This is a genomic window from Streptomyces sp. NPDC041784, from assembly GCF_055591025.1.
On record NZ_JBVJAB010000016.1, the window covers coordinates 92,412 to 114,838 of the forward strand.

Consider the following 22,427-nt stretch of genomic DNA (forward strand, 5'->3'; position numbering starts at 1 on the left):
CCGTCACGCCTGGATCTGCCGAGGGGGGTTTTCCCCAGGCTACGGAGGCGGGGAACCTCATGGCGCGGTGGTCCGCGGCGCGGCAGGCTAGCTCGTATGACCGCATCTCAGCCCGCCGCCTCCAGCCGGGTCGGCACCTCCGTCTCCCCTGCCTCCCCTGCCTCCCGTACCTCCTCTGCCTCCTCTGCTTCCCGCGCCTCCCGCCCGGCCGGCGGCCCTGACCCCCATGGAGCCGACTCCCCTGGAGCCGACTCCCGTGAGGCCGTCGCCCGTGAGGCCGTGGCCCGCCGCCGTGGCGCGGCGTACGACGACGACCGTCCGCCGCCGGCCCGTTTCGCCTACGACGCGTGGACGTGGAAGGAGATCGCGCATCTGCTGGCGAACCTGCCGGTGGCGCTGGTCGGCTTCACGTACGTGATGACGGTGGTGGTCAGCGGGGTCGCGATGAGCTTCACCGTCGTCGGGTTGCCGCTGCTCGCGCTCGGGCTGGCGGGGACGCGGCTGATCGGGCGGTTCGAGCGGGGGCGGGCGCGGCGGCTGCTCGGGCTGCGGATCGACGAGCCGAGCCCGCTGCCGGGCCGCCGGGCGGGCGGACTCGTGGCGCGGATGTGGCTGGCGCTGAAGGATCCGGTGGCCTGGCGGACCGTGCTGTACGACGTCATTCGGCTGCCCTGGGGCATCGTCACCTTCACGGTGGCCCTGACCTCGTTGTTCGTGCTGTGGCCGGTGCTGCCGTATCTGGCGCGGGGGCTGACCAACGCGGACCGGGCGATGGTGCGGGCGCTGCTGTCGCCGTCGGACGAACTGGAGCGGCGGATCGCGGAGCTGGAGTCGGACCGGGGGGTGGTCGTCGACACGGCCGCGGCCGATCTGCGGCGGATCGAGCGGGATCTGCACGACGGGGCGCAGGCCCGGCTGGTGAATCTGGCGATGGGGCTGGGGCTGGCGAAGGAGAAGCTGCTGGAGGATCCGGACGCGGCCTCGGCGATGGTGGAGGAGGCGCACGGCGAGGTGAAGCTGGCGCTTCAGGAGCTGCGGGATCTGGCCCGCGGGATCCATCCGGCGGTGCTGACGGACCGGGGGCTGGACGCGGCGCTGTCGTCGGTGGCCTCGCGGTGCACGGTGCCCGTGCAGGTGACCGCGGACCTGGAGTCCAGACCGGCGGCGGCGATCGAGGGCATCGCCTACTTCACCGTCTCCGAGCTGCTGCAGAACATCAGCAAGCACAGTGGGGCGCGGTCGGCGTCGGTGGACGTGTGGCGGACGGAGGACCGGCTGCTGATCCAGGTCCGAGACGACGGCCGGGGCGGGGCGCGGCTGGACGGCGGCTCGGGGATGCGGGGGCTGGCGGAGCGGCTGGGCGCCGTCGACGGGCTGTTCGTCGTGGACTCGCCGGTCGGGGGGCCTACGACGGTGACGGCGGAGTTGCCCTGGCGGGAGCGGCGGTGACGGTGAGCGGGGGCGGCGACGGAGGCGTGTGAGCGGACCGGAGCGGGGTGGGGTGCACCGTGCGGTGCGGTGGGCGGTGCACCGTGCGGTGCGGTGGGCGGTGCACCGTGCGGTGCGGTGGGCGGTGCGGTGGGGGTAGGGAAAACCCCCCGTTCGAGACGCCGACGGCCTTCATGGTGCGGGAGGGCGGGGGCGAGGAGGGTGGGAGGTACGAGCCAAGAGCTGCGCGATGAGCGGACGAGTAGAACGGACGACGCGGATGGCCACGCAGTACGGGAATTACGGGCCGGGGTACGGGCACCCGGGAACGGACGCCGGGGAGCGGCCGCACCGGGTGCCGACCGCGTTGCGGGAGCCGTTCACGGGGCGGCACTGGCGTGAGCTTCTGTATGTGCTGATCGGCTTTCCGGTCAGTGTCGTGCTGTTCGTCCTCACGGTCAGCACGCTGTCGACGGGGGTCGGTCTCACCATGACCTTCCTCGGGATTCCGGTGCTGGCGGCGGGGCTGGCGATGTGCCGGGGGTTCGGGGCGCTGGAGCGGGCACGGGCCCGGGGGCTGCTGGGTCTGGAGGTGGCCGACCCCGAGCCGGTGCGGGTGCCCGGGAACCGGGGCGGGGCGATGGCGTGGATGGGCGCCATGCTCAAGAGCGGGACGTCGTGGCGGCACGCGTTGTTCGTGCTGGTGCAGTTTCCGTGGGCGGTGTTCTCGTTCTGCGTCACCCTGACGGTGTGGGCGCTCGGCTGGACGATGCTGACGTATCCGCTGTGGTTCTGGCTGTTCCCGATGTACGGCGGGCAGGGCGGGTTGCAGCTGTACGGGGACGAGCAGCACCAGGTGTATCTGGACAACCCGTTCGAGATCACCGTGACGGCGTTGGTGGGGCTGCTGGTGACGATGGCGACGCCGTGGATCGTGCGGGCGCTGACGACGGTGGACCGGCTGCTGGTGCACGGGCTGCTGGGGCCGTCGCGGCTGGCGTCGCGGGTGGTGGAGCTGGAGTCGGACCGGGGGGTGGTCGTCGACACGGCCGCGGCCGATCTGCGGCGGATCGAGCGCGATCTGCACGACGGGGCGCAGGCGCGGCTGGTGGCACTGGCGATGGATCTGGGGCTGGCGAAGGAGAAGCTGCGGGAGGATCCGCGGGAAGCGGCGCGGATGGTGGACTCGGCGCACGGTGAGGTGAAGACGGCGCTCCAGGAGCTGCGGGATCTGGCGCGAGGGATCCATCCGGCGGTGCTGACGGATCGGGGGCTGGACGCGGCGCTGTCGTCGGTGGCCTCGCGGTGCACCGTGCCGGTGCAGGTGGAGGTGGACCTGGTGGATCGGCCGGCGCCGGCGATCGAGGGGATCGCGTATTTCACGGTGTCGGAGTTGCTGCAGAACGTGAGCAAGCACAGTGGGGCGCGGTCGGCGTCGGTGGACGTGTGGCGGGTGGAGGAACGGTTGATGTTGCAGGTGGTGGACGACGGGGTGGGCGGTGCGGATGCCTCCGGCGGGTCGGGGTTGGCCGGGCTTGCGGGGCGGTTGGACGCGGTGGACGGGATTCTGGTGGTGGATTCGCCGGTCGGGGGGCCTACGAGGGTGACGGCGGAGCTGCCTTGGCGGGGGTCGCGGGCGTGAGGGGGCCGGGGGGTGTTTCTCGCCCCCGCCGCCCCTACCCGTCCCATCCCCCAGGGGCTCCGCCCCTTCGACCCCACCAGGGGCTGCGCCCCTGAACCCGGCTGGGGTGGGGTGGGAGAGGGGCGGAGTCACCCCTGCCGTCGCCGCAGGTCTCCTCCCCGCCCCCTCTCCCGCCCGAGCCGCAGCCCTGGCCCCGCCCCAGCCGCAGCCCTGGCCCCGCCCCAGCCGCAGCCCTGGCCCCGGTCCCGCCCCAGCCGTACCCCGGTCCCAGTCCCCACCGCAACGGCCGGAAACACCCCCCACCTGGCCGGGTACCGCCCCCTTCTCCCCTCCTCGTGGGCTTCCTGTCGCCGTTCCTGTCGCTGTTCCCAGGTGCAGATGGGGTGGATGCTGGAATGCTGGACTGGATCGATGAACGGGTGGACGGCGGCTGGGGGGCCGAGGATCGTGGAGGACAGGGTGCGGGTGGTCATCGCCGAGGATTCGGTGTTGTTGCGGGAGGGGCTGACCCGGTTGCTGACCGACCGGGGGCATGACGTCGTCGCGGGGGTGGGGGACGCCGAGGCGTTGGTCAAGACCATTACCGAGTTGCATGAGGAAGACGCGCTGCCGGACGTCGTCGTCGCCGATGTGCGGATGCCGCCCACGCACACCGACGAGGGGGTGCGGGCCGCCGTACAGCTGCGCAGGGCGCATCCGGGGCTCGGGGTGCTGGTGCTGTCGCAGTACGTGGAGGAAAGGTACGCCACCGAACTTCTGGCCGGTTCCAGTCGCGGGGTGGGGTATCTGCTGAAGGACCGGGTGGCCGAGGTGCGGGAGTTCGTGGACGCCGTGGTGCGGGTGGCGTCCGGGGGCACCGCGCTCGATCCGGAGGTCGTCGCGCAGTTGCTCGGGCGCAGCCGGAAACAGGACGTGCTCGCCGGGCTCACCCCGCGGGAGCGGGAGGTGCTGGGGCTGATGGCCGAGGGGCGGACCAACTCCGCGATCGCGAAGCAGCTGGTCGTGAGCGACGGGGCCGTCGAGAAGCATGTGAGCAACATTTTCCTGAAGCTCGGGCTGTCGCCGAGCGACGGGGATCACCGTCGTGTCCTCGCGGTCCTCACCTACCTGAATTCTTGACGGGTGTGCACCGCGGCGGCCGGGCCGGGAGAACCGGGGGGTCGCGGCGGTGCGTCTACCAGGGCAACACCTCAGGGCGGTAAATCATGACAAGTCGGGGTGCCGGGCCGTGCCGGGGCAGTGATTTGTCATGCGAATGGCCAAGGGAAGGCGACCCTGACAGACGTAGGGTTGATCCAGGGAGGGTCTTCGCAAGACCCCTCCGGGACAGCCACCTCGAGGGAGGTCCAGTTCAGTGACCAGTCAGGTCAGCAGCGCAGCGGAACAGGCCGATCAGGCCGACGGGACCGTCGTGGGAGAACAGCGCAAACCGGCCGGGACGAAGGACGTACGCCGTCTCGACCGGGTGATCATCAGGTTCGCGGGCGACTCGGGTGACGGTATGCAGCTCACCGGTGACCGTTTCACCTCGGAGACGGCGTCGTTCGGCAACGATCTGTCCACTCTGCCGAACTTCCCCGCCGAGATCCGTGCGCCCGCCGGCACCCTGCCCGGCGTCTCCTCGTTCCAGCTGCACTTCGCCGACCACGACATCCTCACTCCGGGTGATGCGCCCAATGTGCTGGTCGCGATGAACCCGGCCGCCCTGAAGGCGAACATCGGGGATGTGCCGCGCGGTGCGGAGATCATCGTCAACACGGACGAGTTCACCAAACGGGCGATGCAGAAAGTGGGGTACGCGGCCTCGCCGCTGGAGGACGGGTCCCTCGACGGTTACCAGCTCCACCCGGTCCCCCTGACCACCCTGACCGTCGAGGCTCTCAAGGAATTCGACCTCACCCGTAAGGAGGCCGAGCGCAGCAAGAACATGTTCGCGCTCGGCCTCTTGTCATGGATGTACCACCGGCCCACCGAGGGCACGGAGAAGTTCCTGCGGTCGAAGTTCGCGAAGAAACCGGAGATCGCCGAGGCGAACCTGGCCGCCTTCCGCGCCGGGTGGAACTTCGGCGAGACCACCGAGGACTTCGCCGTCAGCTACGAGGTCGCCCCGGCCGCCAAGGCCTTCCCGGTCGGGACCTACCGGAACATCTCCGGGAACCTGGCCCTCGCCTACGGGCTGATCACCGCCTCCCGCCAGGCGGATCTGCCGCTGTTCCTGGGCTCGTACCCGATCACCCCGGCCTCGGACATCCTGCACGAGCTGAGCAGACACAAGAATTTCGGTGTGCGGACCTTCCAGGCGGAGGACGAGATCGCGGGGATCGGCGCCGCGCTGGGGGCCGCTTTCGGAGGGTCGCTGGCCGTCACCACGACCTCCGGTCCCGGGGTGGCGCTGAAGTCGGAGACCATCGGGCTCGCCGTCTCGCTGGAGCTGCCGCTGCTGGTCGTGGACATCCAGCGCGGCGGGCCGTCCACCGGGCTGCCGACCAAGACCGAGCAGGCGGATCTGCTCCAGGCGATGTTCGGCCGCAACGGCGAGGCCCCGGTGCCGATCGTGGCGCCGTGCACGCCGGGGGACTGTTTCGACGCGGCGCTGGAGGCGGCCCGGATCGCGCTCACCTACCGCACGCCGGTGATGCTGCTGTCCGACGGCTACCTGGCCAACGGCTCCGAGCCGTGGCGGATCCCGGAGCTGGAGGAGCTGCCGGACCTGACCGTGCAGTTCGCGCAGGGGCCCAACCACACCCTGGACGACGGCACCGAGGTCTTCTGGCCGTACCAGCGCGACCCGCAGACCCTCGCCCGGCCGTGGGCGGTGCCGGGCACACCCGGGCTCGAACACCGGATCGGCGGGATCGAGAAGGAGGACGGGACGGGCAACATCTCCTATGCCCCGGCCAACCACGACTTCATGGTCCGCATCCGCCAGGCCAAGATCGACGGCATCGACGTCCCGGACCTGACGGTCGACGACCCGGACGGGGCCCGGACCCTGGTTCTGGGCTGGGGTTCCACCTACGGGCCCATCACGGCGGCCGTACGGCGGCTGCGGGCGGCCGGGGAGGCCGTCGCGCAGGCGCATCTGCGGCACCTGAACCCGTTCCCCGGCAATCTGGGCGCGGTGCTGAAGGCGTACGACAAGGTCGTCGTCCCGGAGATGAACCTCGGCCAGCTCGCCACCCTCGTCCGGGCGAAGTACCTGGTCGACGCGCACTCGTACAACCAGGTCAACGGCATGCCGTTCAAGGCGGAGCAGCTCGCCGCGGCGCTGAAGGAGGCCATCGATGACTGATGCGAACGCGCTGCTCCAGCTGGTTCCCAAGGCCGAGGGCAAGCAGTCCATGAAGGAGTTCAAGTCCGACCAGGAGGTGCGCTGGTGCCCCGGCTGCGGTGACTACGCGATCCTGGCGGCCGTCCAGGGCTTCATGCCGGAGCTGGGGCTGGCCCGGGAGAACATCGTGTTCGTCTCGGGCATCGGCTGCTCCTCACGCTTCCCGTACTACATGAACACGTACGGGATGCACTCCATCCACGGGCGGGCGCCCGCGATCGCGACGGGTCTCGCTACCTCCCGGCGGGACCTGAGCGTGTGGGTGGTCACGGGTGACGGTGACGCGCTGTCCATCGGCGGGAACCATCTGATCCACGCCCTGCGGCGCAATGTGAACCTGAAGATCCTGCTGTTCAACAACCGGATCTACGGGCTGACCAAGGGGCAGTACTCCCCCACCTCCGAGGTCGGGAAGATCACCAAGTCGACGCCGATGGGGTCGCTGGACGCGCCCTTCAACCCGGTGTCCCTGGCGCTGGGCGCGGAGGCGTCCTTCGTCGCGCGGACCGTCGACTCCGACCGCAGGCATCTGACGGAGGTGCTGCGGCAGGCCTCGGCCCATCCGGGTACGGCGCTGGTGGAGATCTACCAGAACTGCAACATCTTCAACGACGGCGCCTTCGAGGCCCTCAAGGACCGGGAGACGGCCGAGGAGGCGGTGATCCGGCTGGAGCACGGGCAGCCGATCCGGTTCGGCTCCGAGGGGTCCAAGGGTGTGGTGCGGGATGCGGCCACCGGGGATCTCAGGGTCGTCGCGGTGACCCCGGAGAACGAGGGGGCGATCCTGGTCCACGACGCGCGCTCGGCGTCCCCGACCACCGCCTTCGCGCTCTCCCGGCTGGCCGACCCGGACACCCTGCACAACACGCCGATCGGGGTGTTCCGCTCCGTCGAGCGGCCGGTCTACGACACGCAGATGGCCGACCAGCTCGACACGGCGATCGAGCAGCACGGCAAGGGCGACCTGGCGGCGCTGCTGGCCGGCGGAGACACCTGGACGGTCGTCGGCTGACCCCGGGAGAGGGACAACCGGAGCCACAGCCCGAGCGACGAGCCGAGCGACAGCCCGAGCGACAACCGAAGCGACGAGCCGAGCAACATCCCAAGCGACGAGCCAGGAAGACCTACGAGGCCCGGGACGACGACTCCCGGGCCTCGTCGTAGGCCGTGCGGGCCTTCTCGACGGCGTCCATGCGGTCGCGCGTCCAGGAAGCCAGGCTCCGCACCTGCTCCGCCGCCTCGCGGCCGAGGTCGGTGAGGGAGTAGTCGACGCGGGGCGGGATGACCGGCTGGGCGTCGCGGTGGACCAGGCCGTCGCGCTCCAGGGTCTGGAGGGTCTGGGTCAGCATCTTCTCGCTGACCTGGCCGATCGCCCGGCGCAGTTCGCCGAAGCGGTGCGGCCGGTCGAGCAGGTGGATCAGGACGAGGACGCCCCAGCGGCTGGTGACGTGCTCCAGGACCAGGCGGTAGGGGCACATGGCCTCGGCCGCGCGGACGAAGGGCACGGGGGTACTTACTGCCATGTCCGTACCTTACTTCAAAGTGGGTACTTTCGTTCAGTTAGCGCTCCTCCTAGGGTTAGCGCCAGTCCCGCACACCCCCACCTGGAGTTCTGAACCATGAGCATCGTCGTCACCGGAGCCACCGGACACCTCGGCCGCCACGTCGTGGAGCAGCTGCTGGAGAAGATCCCGGCGGACCAGATCACGGCCGTCGTACGCGACGAGGCCAAGGCCGCCGACCTCGCCGCCCGCGGCGTCACCCTCGCGGTCGCCGACTACAACACCCCCGAGACCTTCGACAGCCTGTTCGCGGCCGGCGACAAGGTGCTGCTGATCTCGGGCAACGAGTTCGACAAGGGCCGCCCGCAGCAGCACCAGGTCGTCATAGACGCGGCGAAGGCGGCCGGTGTGGCGCTGCTGGCGTACACCAGCGCGCCGGGCTCGCTGACCGCCGCCCTGGCCGACGACCACCGCGCCACCGAGCGGGCGCTGACCGCCTCCGGCGTGCCGTACGCCCTGCTGCGCAACGGCTGGTACCACGAGAACTACACCGAGCAGCTCGCCCCGGTGCTGGAGCACAACGCGGTGGTCGCCGCCGCCGGTGAGGGCCGGGTCTCGTCCGCCTCCCGCGCCGACTACGCGGCCGCCGCCGTCGCCGTGCTGACGGGCGAGGGCCACGAGAACAAGACGTACGAGCTGGGCGGCGACGAGGCGTGGAGCTTCGCGGAGTACGCGGCCGAGCTGAGCCGGCAGACCGGCAAGGAGATCGCCTACAACGCCGTGCCCACCGAGGTGCTCGTCGGCATCCTGACCGGCGCCGGGCTGCCCGAGCCGCTCGCCGCGGTCTTCGCCGGCGTGGACGCGTCGATCGAGAAGGGCGAGCTGGTCGTCCCCGGCGGCGACCTGTCCCGGCTGGCGGGCCGCCCGACCACCCCGCTGGCCGAGGCGATCACGGCGGCACTCAAGGGCTGACCTCTCCCCCAGAGGCCCTTGGGCGACCGACCCCCGCCTGTCATGACCGTATAGCGATACGGGCATGACAGGCGGGGGCGCTCGGCGTTACCTTCGTGGACGCGATGGACGCGATGGACGCGATGGACGCGGTGAACACGGTGGGCACGGTGACACCCGCACGCGCACAGGGACACGAGAAGGAGGAGCCCGTGGCCGGGTCGTCGACGAGTGAGGGCCGCACAGGTCTGCTGAACGGCTTCGCGGCATACGGGATGTGGGGGCTCGTCCCGCTGTTCTGGCCGCTGCTCAAGCCCGCCGGCTCGGTGGAGATCCTCGCCCACCGCATGGTGTGGTCCCTCGCCTTCGTCGCCGCCGCGCTGCTCCTCGTACGGCGCTGGGCCTGGGCCGGGGAGCTGCTGCGCCAGCCGCGCCGGCTCGGTCTGGTCGTGATCGCCGCGGCCGTGATCACCGTGAACTGGGGCGTCTACATCTGGGCCGTGAACAGCGGGCATGTCGTCGAGGCCTCGCTCGGGTACTTCATCAACCCGCTGGTCACCATCGCGATGGGCGTGCTGCTGCTGAAGGAACGGCTGCGGCCGGTGCAGTGGGCGGCGGTCGGCGTCGGCCTCGCCGCGGTGCTGGTGCTGACCATCGGCTACGGGCGGCCGCCGTGGATCTCCCTCTGTCTCGCCTTCTCCTTCGCGGTGTACGGGCTGGTGAAGAAGAAGGTCAACCTCGGCGGGGTCGAGTCGCTGACCGCCGAGACCGCGGTCCAGTTCCTGCCCGCGCTCGCCTATCTGGTGTGGCTGTCCGGGCAGGGCGACTCCACCTTCGCGACCGAGGGTGCCGGTCACGCGGCCCTGCTCGCCTCCACCGGCCTGGTCACCGCGCTGCCCCTGGTCTGCTTCGGCGCCGCCGCGATCCGCGTGCCGCTGTCCACGCTGGGGCTGCTCCAGTACCTCGCGCCGGTGTTCCAGTTCCTTCTCGGTGTCGTCTACTTCGGCGAGGAGATGCCGGCGGAGCGGTGGGCCGGGTTCGGGCTGGTGTGGCTGGCGCTGGTGCTGCTCACGGGGGACGCGTGGCGCTCCGCGCGGAGGGCGAAGCAGTCCCTCGAGGTGCCGGGCGCGTCCAAGGCGGCGCCCGCTCCGGTGGACGCCTGACGTTCTGACGTTCTGACGTTCCGGTAGACGCCTGAAAGCCGGACGGGCTGGTTGAGTGGGCCGCATGACACAGACACCCGCATCCACACCCACCCCCGGCCCCACCCCCGCGCCCGTGCACTGGAAGCTCGTGATCGACGCCGCCGACCCGCACACGCAGGCCGATTTCTGGGGTGCCGCGCTGCACTACGAGGTCGAGGACAACAGCGCGCTCATCGAGCGGCTGCTGGAACTCGGCGCGCTGCCGGGCGCGGCGACGCTGGAGTTCCACGGCCGCCCGGCCTTCCGGGACCTGATCGCCGTACGCCATCCGGAGGATCCGTACGACACCGACAGCGGGACCGGGCTGGGGCGGCGGGTGTTGTTCCAGCGGGTGCCGGAGGCGAAGACCGGGAAGAACCGGCTGCATCTGGATCTGCATCCGGGTGAGGGGCGGCGGGCCGGTGAGGTGGAGCGGCTGACGGCGCTCGGGGCGAGCGTGCTGCGCGAGGTGAAGGAGCCCTCCGGGGAGTGGGTGGTGATGGCGGACCCCGAGGGGAACGAGTTCTGCGTGCACTGAGGTGCGCAAGCGCTGTGTAAGGGCTCCGGAATGTGAACTCCCTGTCCGGATGGCGCTCTTGACGGAGTGTTGGCCACGGCTTCACCATCCAGACACCCCATTCACTGTGGACTGCCTGTGGGCCACCCCGCCCTCAGGCGTCCCGCTGGAATTCGGAGCCCCCCACCATGAAGCTCTCCGTCTCCGGGCGGGCGATGGCGTCCGTCGCCGTCGCCACCGTCACGCTGCTGGCCACCGGATCCATAGCCGGCGCGGCCGGCCCCGAGCGTGCGGCGGTCGCCGCCGCGCCCGATCTGCCCGTCGCCAACGTCAAGGCGCATCTGGCCCAGCTCCAGTCCATCGCCACGGCCAACGGCGGCAACAGAGCGCACGGCCGGGCCGGCTACACGGCCTCGCTCAACTACGTGAAGGGCAAGCTGGACGCCGTAGGCTTCACCACCACCGTGCAGTCGTTCACCTCGGGCGGCCGTACCGGCTACAACCTGATCGCCGACTGGCCCGGCGGCGACACCAACCAGGTGATCATGGCCGGGTCCCATCTCGACAGCGTCACCTCGGGCGCCGGCATCAACGACAACGGCTCCGGCTCGTCGGCCGTCCTGGAGGCGGCGCTCACGGTCGCGCGGACCAACTACCAGCCCACCAAGCATCTGCGGTTCGCCTGGTGGGGCGCGGAGGAACTGGGTCTGGTCGGATCCCGGTACTACGTCAACAACCTGTCGTCGGCGAACCGCGCGCGCATCAGCGGCTACCTCAACTTCGACATGATCGGCTCCCCGAACCCCGGCTACTTCGTGTACGACGACAACCCGGCGATCGAGAAGACCTTCAAGGACTACTTCGCGGGGATCGGCGTCCCCACCGAGATCGAGACCGAGGGCGACGGCCGTTCCGACCACGCTCCGTTCAAGAGCGCGGGCGTCCCGGTCGGCGGCCTGTTCACCGGCGCCAGCCGGGTCAAGACCGCGGCCCAGGTCACCAAGTGGGGCGGTACGGCCACGGCCTTCGACCGCTGCTACCACTCGTCGTGCGACACCACGTCCAACATCAACGACACGGCCCTGGACCGCAACGGGGACGCGCTGGCGTACGCGGTGTGGACGCTGTCGTCCTGACCGGGAGGGTGGGCGAGGGCAGCTACGCGCCCGCCTTCCGGGCCCGTTCGGCCAGGCGGAGCATGCGGGCGCGGGCCGTCTCCAGTTCCTCGAGGTCGTCGGCGGCCGGGCCGTCCTCGGTGGTCAGCTCCGTCCACAGGCCGATGAGTTCGGTGCCCAGGTTCAGGCCCTGGAAGGGGTCGCGTACGGCGCGCCAGGCCGTCGCCGCGCTCTGGACGTTGCCGTACGCGGCCTCGCCGTCCCGGGCGCCGCGGCGGATCCGGGCCAGGTCGAGGGAGAGGTGGAAGGAGCGCAGCGGATCGCCCGCCAGATAGGCGATGTAGGCGGTGAGTTCACGGAGCCGGAGCACCTCGGGGTGCTCCGGCCCCAGTGTGCCCGAGGCCTCGGTCACCGTCCGTTCCGCGAGCGCGGCCGCCGTGTCCGTGCGGCCCGCCCGTACGGCCGCGTTGATCTGCGCGATCGGCTCGCCCAGGAGCGCGGGCGCGCCGCTGCCCGGGAGGGTGCGGGGGTCCTCCCCGAGCACGGCCTCGGCCACGGCGTCGAAGCCGCGCGCCGGGGTGGGCTTGGGGTCGGGGTCGGGGTCGTCCTGGGGGTCGGTGTCCACCGGGACGAGCGGGGCGGCCTTGGGGGCCGGGACGGGCCGGGCGGCCTCGGGGGCCGGGATCGGCCGGGCGGTCTCGGGCGCCGGCTCGGCGTCCATCGCCGGGGGCGGACCGAAGACACCCGTCGGGGGCGGGCCGAAGACGCCCGTCGGGGCCGCGACCGTGCCGGGGGCCGGGGACACCTGGCGCAGTTGGTGCGTGGGCCGGTCCCGGCGGGGCTCGGAGGGCAGTTCGGCGGTGGGCGGCGGGGCCGCCGGGGACATGGAGGGCTCGGTGCCCGGTGTCGCCGGCGGTGCGGGCCAGGTCGCGCGGAGCGCCGACGGGGCCGCGGTGCGCAGGGGCTCGGCCGTGAAGTGGCTGGCGCCGTCCGGGTCCACCCGCAGGGGGACGACGTACCCGATGCGTTCGTCGTGGACCGTGACGAGGACCGGATGCCCGGTGGCGAGGGCGATGCGGTGCAGATGGCTCAGGACGGCGTGCTGGATCTCCTCGCCGTCGGCCGCCACGACCGGTACGCCGCCGATCGTCGCCGGGCCGTCCGCGCGGACATGGACGTCGAGCGGTACGGCCACTGCGGGCGGCCGTCCGGCGGCCTTCTGTTCCCGCACTTCCCGCTGTTCCCGCTGTTCCCGCTGGTCCCGCTGGTCCCGCTGGTCCCGCTTCTTCTCGCGGCTGAGTCCGTACATCGGTTCCTCACGTCGTCCAGGTGCGTGTACGCGTACACGTAATGTTGAGTCTCTCCGCTTGCCCCCGGTGCGCACGTCACCACGACGTCACAGCCTCGTTCCAAGGATCCACGCCCGGCTTCCGGGCGGCACTTCCGGGGGCGGCGGGTTCAGGGACGTCCCGTAGGGGCGGCGACGGCGAGGAGGGGGACGAGCCATGGCGACGACGGACGGGCCGCGGGGGCCGGAGATCTGGATCCGCGGGCCGGTGGCCGTGCCGGAGCCGGAGCCGGAGCCCGGTCCGCTCGCGCCCCTCGCCACCCCGCGCCGCTTCTCCTGGCTCGCCACGCACGGCGGCGCCGGCGCCTCCACGCTCGCCGCGGTCTACGGCGGCCAGGACTGCGGACGTGACTGGCCCGCCCCGGGTGACCCGCCGTCCGTCCTGCTGGTCGCCCGGACCCATGCGACCGGCCTGGAATCGGTGCTGCGGGCCCTGGAGGTCTTCCGGCGCGGGGAGGCTCCGCACGGGCTCGACCTGGACGCGGTGGTCCTGGTCGCCGACGCGCCGGGCCGGCTGCCGCGCCCGCTCGCCCAGCGGATCCGGCTCATCGAGTCGGTGATCGACGTGTACCGCGTCCCCTGGGTACCGGACTGGCGCCTGGGCGACCTGGCCGGCACCCCACCCCGCGAGACGACGGCCCTGTCCCGCCTGACCGGACGGGGGCGGTGAGCGAAGCCGGGGCGGGGGCGGGGGTTGGGGTTGGGGTTGGGGTTGGGGGGCCGGTGAGCGAGATCGGGGCAGGGGCGGTCTCAGCGACGGCTGTCGCCGCCGCCGTGCGGGGCCGGGAGCTGCGCGCCGTGGACGTGGTGCGTGCGGCGCTCGAACGGATCGCCCGGGTGGACCCCGTCCTGTGCGCCTTCTCCGAGGTGTGGGAGGCGGCGGCGACGGCGCGGGCCCGCGAGGTCGACGCGCGCGTCGCGGCGGGCGACACGCTGCCGCTGGCCGGTGTGCCGCTCGGGGTGAAGGGGCGGCACGGAGCGCGTACGGCGGGGCCACTGATCGCGGCAGGATGCGTCCCCGTGGGCGCGACGGCCGTACCCGGCCCCGGCCCGGCCTGGCAGACCTGGGGACTCGGCGCCCACGGACGCACCGTCAACCCCTGGCGCGCCGACCGCACCCCGGGCGGCTCCTCGGCCGGCGCCGCGGCGGCCGTCGCGGCCGGCCTGGTACCCCTCGCGACCGGCAGCGACGGCGCCGGCTCGGTCCGGATCCCGGCGGCCTGGTGCGGCGTCCTCGGCCTGAAGACGACGAACGGCCTGCTGCCCTCCCCTGACCGGACAGGACTGGCGGCGCCGGGCGTGCTCGCGCGGTGCGCCGGGGACGCGGAGGCCTACTGGCGTGTGATGAGCGGGCAGGCGTACGAGGAGGTCGTCCCGGAGTCGCGTGGCGAGGGTCCCCTCCCGCCGCCGCTCGCCGTCTTCTCCCCCGATCTCGGGTTCGCCCGGCCCGACCCCGAGCCCTTGGCCCTGGCGCGGGCCGCCGCCGTACGGCTCGCCGAGGCCGGGGTCGTACGGCTGGTGTCGTTCGACGCTCCGTTGCGGCTGGAGGACCCCGGGCCCGCCTGGATCGCGGTGCGGACGCCGGGGGCGGATCTCCGGGAGGCCGGGCGGATCCGGGAGGTGAACGATCTGCGGCTGGCGGCGCTCTTCGGCCGGGCCGACCTGCTGCTGACGCCCACCACCCCGCATGCCGCGCACGGCCATGACGGGCCCGGTGACCGGTACTCGACGGCGCTGACCTGGGCGTTCAATCTGAGCGGGCATCCGGCGGTGAGCCTGCCGGCGGGGTTCGGGGCGGACGGGTGTCCGGTGGGGCTCCAGATGGTCGCGGCGCACGGGCGGGAAGCGCTGCTGCTGGCGGTGGCGAGGGCGGGGTGAGTCCCCTCCCTCTTCCCCTCCCTCTTCTCCTTCCCTTCCTTTTCCTCTTCCCAGATTGTTGCGCACGCATATAATGCAGATGCACGTTTGAAGGTTACTGTCGTCGCACGCCGACCGCCTGGGGGACCCATGCCGACCCGCCGTTTCCTGTTCCTGCTCGGCAGCAGCCGCAGTGAGGGCAACACCGAGCTGCTGGCGCGTCGGGCCGCCGAGCAGCTGCCCGAGGGGGTGGAGCAGGAGTGGATCAGCCTCGCGGAGCATCCGCTGCCCGAGTTCGAGGACCAGCGGCACGACAGTGACCATGTGCGGCCGACGGGCGGCAACGCGGGACTGCTGCTCGACGCCACGCTCGCGGCGACGGACCTGGTGATCGCGTCGCCGCTGTACTGGTACTCGGTGTCCGCGCCCACCAAGCGCTATCTCGACCACTGGTCGGGCTGGCTGCGCACCCCCGGCCTCGACTTCCACGCCACGATGGCCGGGCGCACGCTGTGGGGCGTCACCGCGCTCGCGCACGAGGAGCCGGAGGTCGCCGACCCGCTGTACGGCACCCTGCACCACACCGCCGCGTACATGAGGATGCGGTTCGGCGGGGTGCTGCTCGGCAACGGCAGCAAGCCGGGGGACGTCCTGAACGACACCGCCGCGCTCGCCCAGGCCAAGACGTTCTTCGCGCAGGAGGCGCCGCCGGCCCGCTTCCCCTACGAGACCGGAGAGACGCCGTATACGACGTATACGGCGTAGGCGGTGCAGGCGGTGCGCTAGGTCGTGATGTCCTTCGTCGTGAACCGTGCCCAGGCCGCCGAGCCGAACACCGCCGCGTACAGGGCCTGGAGGCCGAGGTTCTTCACCAGCTCGTCCCAGTAGACGGGCTCGCGCATGAGGTCGGCGAAGGACAGCCAGTAGTGGGAGAAGAGGTAGGGCTGGATCGCGTGGAGCTGGGGGATCTGGTCGAGGATCTGGACGGTGATCAGCAGGCCCACCGTGGTCGCCATCGCCGCGATGCCGCTGCCGGTCAGCGTGGAGACGAACAGGCCGAGCGCCGCGACGCCGGTGAGTGACGCGGCGACGACCAGGGCGATCAGCAGGGCGCGTGCCAGGCCGTCGGTGAAGCTGATCGTCGTACCGGAGATCGTCGTGAGGTCGCCCAGGGGGAACAGCAGGGCGCCGACCGCCAGCGCCGAGACCGCGACCACGAGGGTGGCCACCAGGCAGAACGTCATGACCGTGGCGTACTTGGTGAGGAGCAGACGGGTGCGGCCGGCGGGGGCGACGAGGAGGTAGCGGAGGGTGCCCGCGTTGGCCTCGCCGGCGATCGCGTCGCCCGCCACCACACCGATCGCCATCGGCAGGAAGAACGGCAGGGTCGCGGCGAGCGCGGTGAAGACCAGGAACAGGCCGTTGTTGGTGATCTGCGCGATGAACGCGGGGCCGCCCTCGGCGCCGCCTCCGCCGCCCGGCCCGGCGGGCGAGCCGTCGCCGGTCTCGATCTTCACGGCGATGCCGACGAGGATCGGCACGGCCGCCAGGACGGCCAGCAGGGCGAGGGTGCGCCAGCGCCGGAAGGTGGTGAGCAGTTCGCTGCGCAGGAGGCCGAAGGTCCACAAGGGGTTCGGCCTGCCGATCGCCCTCTCGGCGAGCGGCCGGGCCGCTGCCGGCGTGTCACCCGCCGGGTCGGCCGGCATGTCAGACGTCGTGTCGGCCGTCGTGCCAGACGTCTTGTCAGCCGTCGTGCCAGACGTCTTGTCAGCCCGCGACATCGAAGCCCTCTCCGGTGAGTGCCACGAACGCGTCCTCCAGGGAGGCCCGTTCGACGATGAGGCCGCGGACGCGGACCCCGGCCGTCACCAGCGCGACGGTCACCTCGGCGAGATCGCGGTCCGGGGGTTCGGCGGTCACCCGGTCCTCCTCGGCCGTCACGTCCGCCGCCCCCTGTTCCTTGAGCACCCGCGCCGCGTCGCCGGTGTCGGGCGTGGTGACCACCAGGCGGCCCCGCGCACCCGCCGCGAGGTCCGCCACCGCGCCCTGGGTGATCAGACGGCCCTGGGCCATCACCGCGGCGTGCGTGCACACCTGCTCGATCTCGTCGAGCAGATGGGAGGAGAGGAAGACGGTCGTGCCGTCCGAGGCCAGCTCCCGGACCAGGGAGCGGATCTCGCGCATGCCCTGCGGGTCCAGTCCGTTGGTCGGCTCGTCGAGGACGAGCAGCCGGCGGGGCTGGAGCAGGGCGGAGGCGAGGCCGAGCCGCTGCTTCATGCCGAGCGAGTACGCCTTGGCCTTCTTCCCGGCCGCCGCCGTCAGCCCGACGCGCTCCAGCGCCGCCCCGACGCGGGTCCGCCGGGTGCGGGGGTCGGCGGTCGGGTCGGCGGCGTCGTAGCGCAGGAGGTTGTCGCGGCCGGAGAGGAAGCCGTAGAGGGCCGGGCCCTCGATGAGGGCGCCGACGTGCGGCAGGACCGTGCGCGCGGCCCGGGGCATGGGGTGCCCCAGGACGCGCGCCGAGCCGGCCGTGGGCTCGATCAGCCCCATCAGCATGCGGATGGTGGTGGTCTTGCCGGAGCCGTTGGGACCGAGGAAGCCGAAGACGCTGCCCGCCGGGACGGCGAGGTCCAGGTGGTCCACGGCGAGCTGGCCGCCGCGGTAGCGCTTGGTGAGGGCGCGGGTGTGGATGACGTCGCCGTCGTCACCCCCAGGCTCCTGCGTCGGCTCCCTCATCGGTCCCCCGATCTCTGACACCCGTACAACCCGTACAACCCCTAGGGGCCGTAGGGTACTTACTTCGCCGAGTCGGCGGCCTTCACCAGGGCGTCCTTGGTGACCGCGCCGACGTAGACCGTGCCGTCGTCCGTGACCAGGGCGTTGATCAGACGGGTGGAGAAGACGGTGCCGGAGCCGAACTTTCCGCTCACCTCGTCCCCGAAGGAGCCGAGGAAGCCGCTGAGGGCACCGCCGGCGTCCGAGCCGAGTTCGGAGTTCAGCTCGGAGTCCGAGGGGACGCCCTCGCCGCCGGTCTCGAAGACGGCCACGGAGTTCCAGCCCTCGCCGATGACCTCGTGGCCCTCGGGAGCGTCGGAGCCCGCCGGGCCGCCCAGGCCTTCGAGGTCCTTGGCCAGGTCGTCACCGGGTGCGCCGGGCACGCCGAAGTCCTCCGGGGCCGTCTCGGCGTCGTCCGCCTCGGTGACCTTCGCGCCCTTGGGCGGGGTGAAGTCGAAGGTGGAGGCGGCGGGCTTGGCGAAGCTGACCTGGGTGAAGCCCGCGTCCACGACGGCGGCGCCGCCGCTCGCCGGGGTCAGCGTGAACTTCAGCGGCAGGCCCGTCTTCGCGTCGACCGCCACGCTGATCGCGCCGACCGTGGAACCGGACTGCTTCGGCTTGATCACCAGCCGGTAGGCGTCGCGGCCGGCCACGTGCACGGTGCCGTCGACCGTCACCGAGGTGGTGTCGTCGACCGCCTTGAGGGCGTCCTCGGTGAGGTCCTTGGGCGTGGCCGGAGGGGTCTCCGCCTCGTCCCCGCTCTCCTCGGTGGTGGAGTGGTAGACCTCGTTGGAGGCGCTGTCGTACCCCCACACGTCCTTGCCGTTGTGGATGACGCTGTACTCGGCCGCGTTCTCCAGGAGGGAGAGCTTCTGGCGGTCCGGGCCGTCGGCGGCGACGCGCAGGGTGTGCGTGCCGGAGGCCAGTTCGGTGAGCTTGGCGGACGGGTCGGCGGACGATCCGTCACCGCCGCCCGTGGCGCCGGAGAGCAGCCCGCTCTCCAGTCCGCCGAGGTCGGGCAGGCCCAGGTCGGTGGTGATCTTCACCGTGCCGGACAGCTGCTCGACCTCCGACGCGGCGATCTTGTCGATGAGCTGCTGTGCGGTGATCTTCGGCAGATCGGGGTCGCCGGAGTCGGCGAGCGCCGGGACCAGCCCGATCGTCGCCGCCGCGATGCCCACCACGGTGACCGGGACGACGTACCGCACGGCCTTGCGCCGCCCGACGCGCAGGTCGTCTGCCTCCCCGGCGGTCGTGCTGTCGTCGGTTGCGTTCGGTGCCATGTGTGCCTTACCTCCGTCGTCGGCGGCGGCTGGTCATCTCACGAGTGAACGTCCCCACCCGAAGCCGCCATTCTCACCCGAATCGGTGAGGAGTGGTGTTTTCCGTGGTGTCCATCTGACCAAATCGGCGGCCTGGAAGCGTCAGCCCGAGGACTCAACTCCGTGTACACCTCCGGTATGACACCAGGGGGCGGAGGCTCACCCGGACCCGTAGGGGTCGGAGTGAGGGGCTCATCCCTACCCCTACGGGGGGGTCGGAGTGAGGGGCTCATCCCGACCCCTACGGAGGGGAGTGAGGGGCTCACCCCGCCCGGTGCACCACCGCGTCGCACAGCTCCGTCAGCGCTGCCTTCGCGTCGCACTCCGGGAGCGGGGCCAGCGCGGCCCGCGCCTCCTCCGCGTAGCGCACGGTGTCCCGGCGGGCCCGCTCCAGCGCCGGGTGGTCGCGCAGGGCGGCGACCGCCTCCGCGAGCCTGGCGTCGTCGGTGAGGTCGGAGTCGAGCAGCTCGCACAGTGCGATGTCCTCGGGCTGCGCCAGCTGCGCGGCCCGCTCCCGCAGCCGCAGCACCGGAAGCGTCGGCACGCCCTCCCGCAGGTCCGTGCCGGGCGTCTTGCCCGACTCGCGGGACTCGGAGGCGATGTCCAGCACGTCGTCCGCCAGCTGGAAGGCGACCCCGAGCCGCTCCCCGTACTGGGTGAGCACGTCGACGACCGTCTCGTCGGCGCCGGACATCATCGCACCGAAGCGGCAGGACACCGCCACCAGGGAGCCCGTCTTGCCGCCGAGCACGTCGAGGTAGTGCTCGACCGGGTCACGGCCGTCGACCGGGCCGGCGGTCTCCAGGATCTGGCCCGTGACCAGCCGCTCGAACGCCTGTGCCTGGACCCGTACGGCCTCGGGTCCGAGGTCGGCCAGGATGTGCGAGGCGCGCGCGAAGAGGAAGTCACCCGTGAGGACGGCGAGCGAGTTGCCCCAGCGGGCGTTGGCGCTGGGCACGCCGCGCCGCACGGCCGCCTCGTCCATGACGTCGTCGTGGTACAGGGTCGCCAGATGGGTCAGCTCGACCACCACGGCGGACGGCACGACCCCCGGCGCGTACGGGTCGCCGAAGCGCGCCGCGAGCATCACGAGGAGCGGACGGAACCGCTTGCCCCCGGCCCGCAGGAGGTGCTGTGCGGCCTCCGTGATGAACGGGACCTCACTCTTGGTGGCCTCGAGCAAGCCTTCCTCGACAGCCGCCAATCCGGCCTGGACATCGGCTTCCAGAGCCTGGTCCCGCACGCTCAGCCCGAACGGCTCGACGACGGTCACGAGGGGTCTCCTGTCTGCTGGTGTCTACGGGCGATTACGCGGTTTGTCGATAGGTCTCTGCGCTCACTCAAGTCAGCGTATCCGGTCACGTTTCGATCACCGATAGCCCCCACGTCCACCCGGGCCCGAATGCACTCGCCCGGGAGGCACCCCCCTCAGGCCGGGCGGTGTCGGATCACGACCGATATGTTTCTGATCAGACGATATGAATAGACATTCATCGCATATCCAAAGAGGGGAATACGGCGGCCCGACCAGCCGCGACCCTTTGCATTGCGATTGAGGTTATTGCCCGATTCACCCCTCTTGTGGATGCCGGTGACTTGGCTCACTCCACCCGGCGAGCCCACCCCCGCCGAGTACCCCCCGACTCCTCGTGCCACTCAAGCGAGTTGAAGCTTTGCAGCCACAAAGGATCAAGCACCCCATAGGGCACAGACCAAGGTCAATAGGGCCTATCTGTGAATCCGCTACTTGTTCCGGACATGTGCTCTCGCATACGTTCCCGGCCAGTCGAGCGGACGCCCAATCCTGCCGCCGCTCGCACACCCACCGAGAACGCGCGGCAGGAGCGGGGGAACCAGGTAAGCCGCCGTACCCGGAATGTCCGATATCGAAGAGGACATACCGGTACGGCTTGGGGTGAAGTCGCGTCCGTCCGGGCGCGGCCGGGCATCTCCCGCCCGAACCCGACAGCTCACCTCGCAGGCGCCGGAGAGGAACCTCGTCATGTCTGCTGCCGGTCAGCACAGCCGTACCCGCCGTATCGCCCGCACCCTCGCCGTGGCCGCCACCGGTGCCACGGTGCTCGCCCTTCCGCTCATCGGCGCGAGCACCGCCGCCGCCGCCACGACGGCCGCGACGGCCGCGAGCACCCGCGTCACCGGGTACCCCGACAACCTCGACGGCTGGATCCGCGAGTCGCTCGCGATCATGGCCCAGAAGGGCATCCCGGGCAGCTACAACGGCATCCACCGCAACATCATGCGCGAGTCGTCGGGCAACCCGGCCGCCATCAACCTGTGGGACTCGAACGCGGCCGCCGGCACCCCGTCCAAGGGCCTTCTCCAGGTGATCGACCCGACCTTCACCGCGTACCACGTGGCGGGGACCTCGTTCGACCCGTTCGACCCGGTCGCGAACATCACCGCGGCGTGCAACTACGCGGCCGCGCGGTACGGCTCGATCGACAATGTGTTCGGGGCGTACTGAGCCCACGCCTGAAGCGCCTGGGCCCATGAGGCCTGACGGGCCTCACGGGCCTCACCGAACCTCAGGAACCTCAGGAACCTCAGGAACCTCAGGGATAGAGACGTTCGAGGATGACGGCCACGCCGTCGTCCTCGTTCGACGTCGTCACCTCGTCGGCCACCGCCTTGAGCTCGGGGTGGGCGTTGGCCATCGCCACGCCGTAGCCGGCCCAGTCGAACATCGGGATGTCGTTGGGCATGTCACCGAAGGCGACGGTCTCCCGCGGGCTCGCGCCCAGGTGCTCGGCGGCCAGGGCCAGGCCCGTCGCCTTGGTGATGCCGCACGGCTGGAGCTCCACCGTGCCCGGCCCCGACATGGTGACGGTGGCGAGCGAGCCGACCACCGAGCGGGCCGTCGCCGCCAACTCGTCGTCGGACAGGGCGGGATGGCGCAGCAGCACCTTGCTGATCGGCTCGCACCACAGGTCGTCGCGGGAGCCGACCCGCAGGGCCGGCAGGGTCGGGTGCGGCATCTCGTAGCCCGGCTCGATGAGGGTGAGCCCCTCGACACCGTCCTGGTCGACGGCCGCGTACACCTGCCCGACCTCGGCCTCGATCTTGCCGAGCGCGGTCTCCGCCAACTCCCGGTCCAGGGTGACCGACCAGAGCAGACGGTTCGCGCCGGCGTCGTACAACTGCGCGCCCTGTCCGCACACCGCGAGCCCCCTGCTGTGCAGGCGGTCGAGCAACGGCCGTACCCGGGGCGCCGGTCGGCCGGTCACCACCAGGTGGCGTGCGCCGGCGGCCGCCACCCGCGCGAGCGCGTCGAGCGACCGGTCGGAGAAGGTGTCGTCGCCGCGGAGCAGCGTTCCGTCCAGGTCTGTGGCGATGAGGGAGTACGCGGTGCGCTCGGCGTATGCGATGGGTGCGGCCATGATCAGAGAATACGTATCCCGCACCCCTCGGACTCGACGCGAACCGGACGAGAGCGAAGT

20 protein-coding genes and 1 riboswitch are annotated in these 22,427 nt (G+C 71.6%); of the genes, 13 read left to right on the forward strand and 7 right to left on the reverse strand.

Annotation, left to right across the window (positions count from 1 at the left end):
* Nucleotides 1-96: 96 nt before the first annotated feature.
* The 5 genes from ACZ6D7_RS30700 (at nucleotide 97) to ACZ6D7_RS30720 (ending at nucleotide 7,413) form a co-directional block, all read left to right on the forward strand.
* Nucleotides 97-1,449, forward strand: coding sequence for a sensor histidine kinase (locus ACZ6D7_RS30700; RefSeq protein WP_469497661.1), 1,353 nt, complete (start codon nucleotides 97-99; stop codon nucleotides 1,447-1,449).
* Between the two features lie 259 nt (nucleotides 1,450-1,708).
* Nucleotides 1,709-3,070 (forward strand): sensor histidine kinase, encoded by a 1,362-nt coding sequence (locus ACZ6D7_RS30705; protein ID WP_469497980.1) that lies wholly within the window; start codon nucleotides 1,709-1,711, stop codon nucleotides 3,068-3,070.
* A gap of 447 nt (nucleotides 3,071-3,517) precedes the next feature.
* Nucleotides 3,518-4,189 carry a LuxR C-terminal-related transcriptional regulator gene (locus ACZ6D7_RS30710; RefSeq protein WP_469497982.1) on the forward strand — a complete coding sequence of 224 codons (672 nt, stop codon included), beginning with the start codon at nucleotides 3,518-3,520 and terminating at the stop codon, nucleotides 4,187-4,189.
* A gap of 235 nt (nucleotides 4,190-4,424) precedes the next feature.
* A complete protein-coding gene (locus ACZ6D7_RS30715) occupies nucleotides 4,425-6,362 on the forward strand; it encodes a 2-oxoacid:acceptor oxidoreductase subunit alpha (RefSeq protein ID WP_469497664.1) in 1,938 nt (645 codons plus the stop codon).
* Complete coding sequence (locus ACZ6D7_RS30720) at nucleotides 6,355-7,413, forward strand: 2-oxoacid:ferredoxin oxidoreductase subunit beta (RefSeq protein WP_469497667.1); 1,059 nt, start codon at nucleotides 6,355-6,357, stop codon at nucleotides 7,411-7,413. Before ACZ6D7_RS30715 ends, ACZ6D7_RS30720 begins: the two co-directional genes overlap by 8 nt.
* A 112-nt stretch (nucleotides 7,414-7,525) precedes the next feature.
* On the opposite strand, the gene ACZ6D7_RS30725 is transcribed toward ACZ6D7_RS30720, so the two are convergent.
* Complete coding sequence (locus tag ACZ6D7_RS30725) at nucleotides 7,526-7,924, reverse strand: winged helix-turn-helix transcriptional regulator (RefSeq protein WP_469497670.1); 399 nt, start codon at nucleotides 7,922-7,924, stop codon at nucleotides 7,526-7,528.
* Between the two features lie 96 nt (nucleotides 7,925-8,020).
* Here ACZ6D7_RS30725 and ACZ6D7_RS30730 point away from each other — a divergent pair, with 96 nt between their 5' ends.
* From ACZ6D7_RS30730 to ACZ6D7_RS30745, 4 genes are all read left to right on the forward strand, one after another.
* Nucleotides 8,021-8,875: an SDR family oxidoreductase gene (locus tag ACZ6D7_RS30730; RefSeq protein ID WP_469497673.1), complete on the forward strand. Its 855-nt coding sequence runs from the start codon at nucleotides 8,021-8,023 to the stop codon at nucleotides 8,873-8,875.
* A 191-nt stretch (nucleotides 8,876-9,066) separates the two neighbouring features.
* Nucleotides 9,067-10,017, forward strand: a complete 951-nt coding sequence (rarD, locus tag ACZ6D7_RS30735; protein ID WP_469497985.1) for an EamA family transporter RarD — start codon at nucleotides 9,067-9,069, stop codon at nucleotides 10,015-10,017.
* Nucleotides 10,018-10,081: 64 nt separating this feature from the next.
* Nucleotides 10,082-10,576, forward strand: a complete 495-nt coding sequence (locus ACZ6D7_RS30740; protein WP_469497675.1) for a VOC family protein — start codon at nucleotides 10,082-10,084, stop codon at nucleotides 10,574-10,576.
* A gap of 167 nt (nucleotides 10,577-10,743) precedes the next feature.
* Complete coding sequence (locus tag ACZ6D7_RS30745) at nucleotides 10,744-11,691, forward strand: M28 family metallopeptidase (RefSeq protein WP_469497678.1); 948 nt, start codon at nucleotides 10,744-10,746, stop codon at nucleotides 11,689-11,691.
* A gap of 22 nt (nucleotides 11,692-11,713) precedes the next feature.
* Here ACZ6D7_RS30745 and ACZ6D7_RS30750 read toward each other — a convergent pair whose 3' ends face one another.
* Nucleotides 11,714-12,979 carry a tetratricopeptide repeat protein gene (locus ACZ6D7_RS30750; protein WP_469497681.1) on the reverse strand — a complete coding sequence of 422 codons (1,266 nt, stop codon included), beginning with the start codon at nucleotides 12,977-12,979 and terminating at the stop codon, nucleotides 11,714-11,716.
* 196 nt (nucleotides 12,980-13,175) lie between these two features.
* Here ACZ6D7_RS30750 and ACZ6D7_RS30755 point away from each other — a divergent pair, with 196 nt between their 5' ends.
* The 3 genes from ACZ6D7_RS30755 to ACZ6D7_RS30765 all read left to right on the forward strand — a co-directional run bounded on the left by ACZ6D7_RS30755 (nucleotide 13,176) and on the right by ACZ6D7_RS30765 (nucleotide 15,640).
* A complete protein-coding gene (locus ACZ6D7_RS30755) occupies nucleotides 13,176-13,688 on the forward strand; it encodes a DUF6668 family protein (RefSeq protein ID WP_469497682.1) in 513 nt (170 codons plus the stop codon).
* 53 nt (nucleotides 13,689-13,741) lie between these two features.
* On the forward strand, nucleotides 13,742-14,896 hold the full coding sequence (locus ACZ6D7_RS30760) for an amidase family protein (RefSeq protein ID WP_469497683.1): 1,155 nt from the start codon (nucleotides 13,742-13,744) through the stop codon (nucleotides 14,894-14,896).
* A 129-nt stretch (nucleotides 14,897-15,025) separates the two neighbouring features.
* Entirely contained in the window at nucleotides 15,026-15,640 is a 615-nt protein-coding gene (locus tag ACZ6D7_RS30765) for a flavodoxin family protein (protein ID WP_469497686.1), read from the forward strand.
* Between the two features lie 17 nt (nucleotides 15,641-15,657).
* Here the strand turns inward: ACZ6D7_RS30765 and ACZ6D7_RS30770 are convergent, their stop codons facing one another.
* The 4 genes from ACZ6D7_RS30770 to ACZ6D7_RS30785 all read right to left on the reverse strand — a co-directional run bounded on the left by ACZ6D7_RS30770 (nucleotide 15,658) and on the right by ACZ6D7_RS30785 (nucleotide 20,242).
* Entirely contained in the window at nucleotides 15,658-16,581 is a 924-nt protein-coding gene (locus tag ACZ6D7_RS30770) for an ABC transporter permease (protein ID WP_469497689.1), read from the reverse strand.
* A gap of 61 nt (nucleotides 16,582-16,642) precedes the next feature.
* Nucleotides 16,643-17,608, reverse strand: coding sequence for an ABC transporter ATP-binding protein (locus ACZ6D7_RS30775; protein ID WP_469497692.1), 966 nt, complete (start codon nucleotides 17,606-17,608; stop codon nucleotides 16,643-16,645).
* Between the two features lie 59 nt (nucleotides 17,609-17,667).
* Nucleotides 17,668-18,930, reverse strand: a complete 1,263-nt coding sequence (locus ACZ6D7_RS30780) for a LolA family protein (protein ID WP_469497695.1) — start codon at nucleotides 18,928-18,930, stop codon at nucleotides 17,668-17,670.
* Nucleotides 18,931-19,231: 301 nt separating this feature from the next.
* Nucleotides 19,232-20,242, reverse strand: a complete 1,011-nt coding sequence (locus ACZ6D7_RS30785; RefSeq protein WP_469497698.1) for a polyprenyl synthetase family protein — start codon at nucleotides 20,240-20,242, stop codon at nucleotides 19,232-19,234.
* A gap of 540 nt (nucleotides 20,243-20,782) precedes the next feature.
* Nucleotides 20,783-20,968: riboswitch (cyclic di-AMP (ydaO/yuaA leader) on the forward strand.
* Between the two features lie 3 nt (nucleotides 20,969-20,971).
* On the opposite strand from ACZ6D7_RS30785, the gene ACZ6D7_RS30790 reads away from it, so the two are divergent.
* Complete coding sequence (locus ACZ6D7_RS30790; RefSeq protein ID WP_469497701.1) at nucleotides 20,972-21,454, forward strand: transglycosylase SLT domain-containing protein; 483 nt, start codon at nucleotides 20,972-20,974, stop codon at nucleotides 21,452-21,454.
* Between the two features lie 88 nt (nucleotides 21,455-21,542).
* Here the strand turns inward: ACZ6D7_RS30790 and ACZ6D7_RS30795 are convergent, their stop codons facing one another.
* Nucleotides 21,543-22,367 (reverse strand): HAD family hydrolase, encoded by an 825-nt coding sequence (locus ACZ6D7_RS30795; RefSeq protein WP_469497704.1) that lies wholly within the window; start codon nucleotides 22,365-22,367, stop codon nucleotides 21,543-21,545.
* Nucleotides 22,368-22,427: the final 60 nt, after the last annotated feature.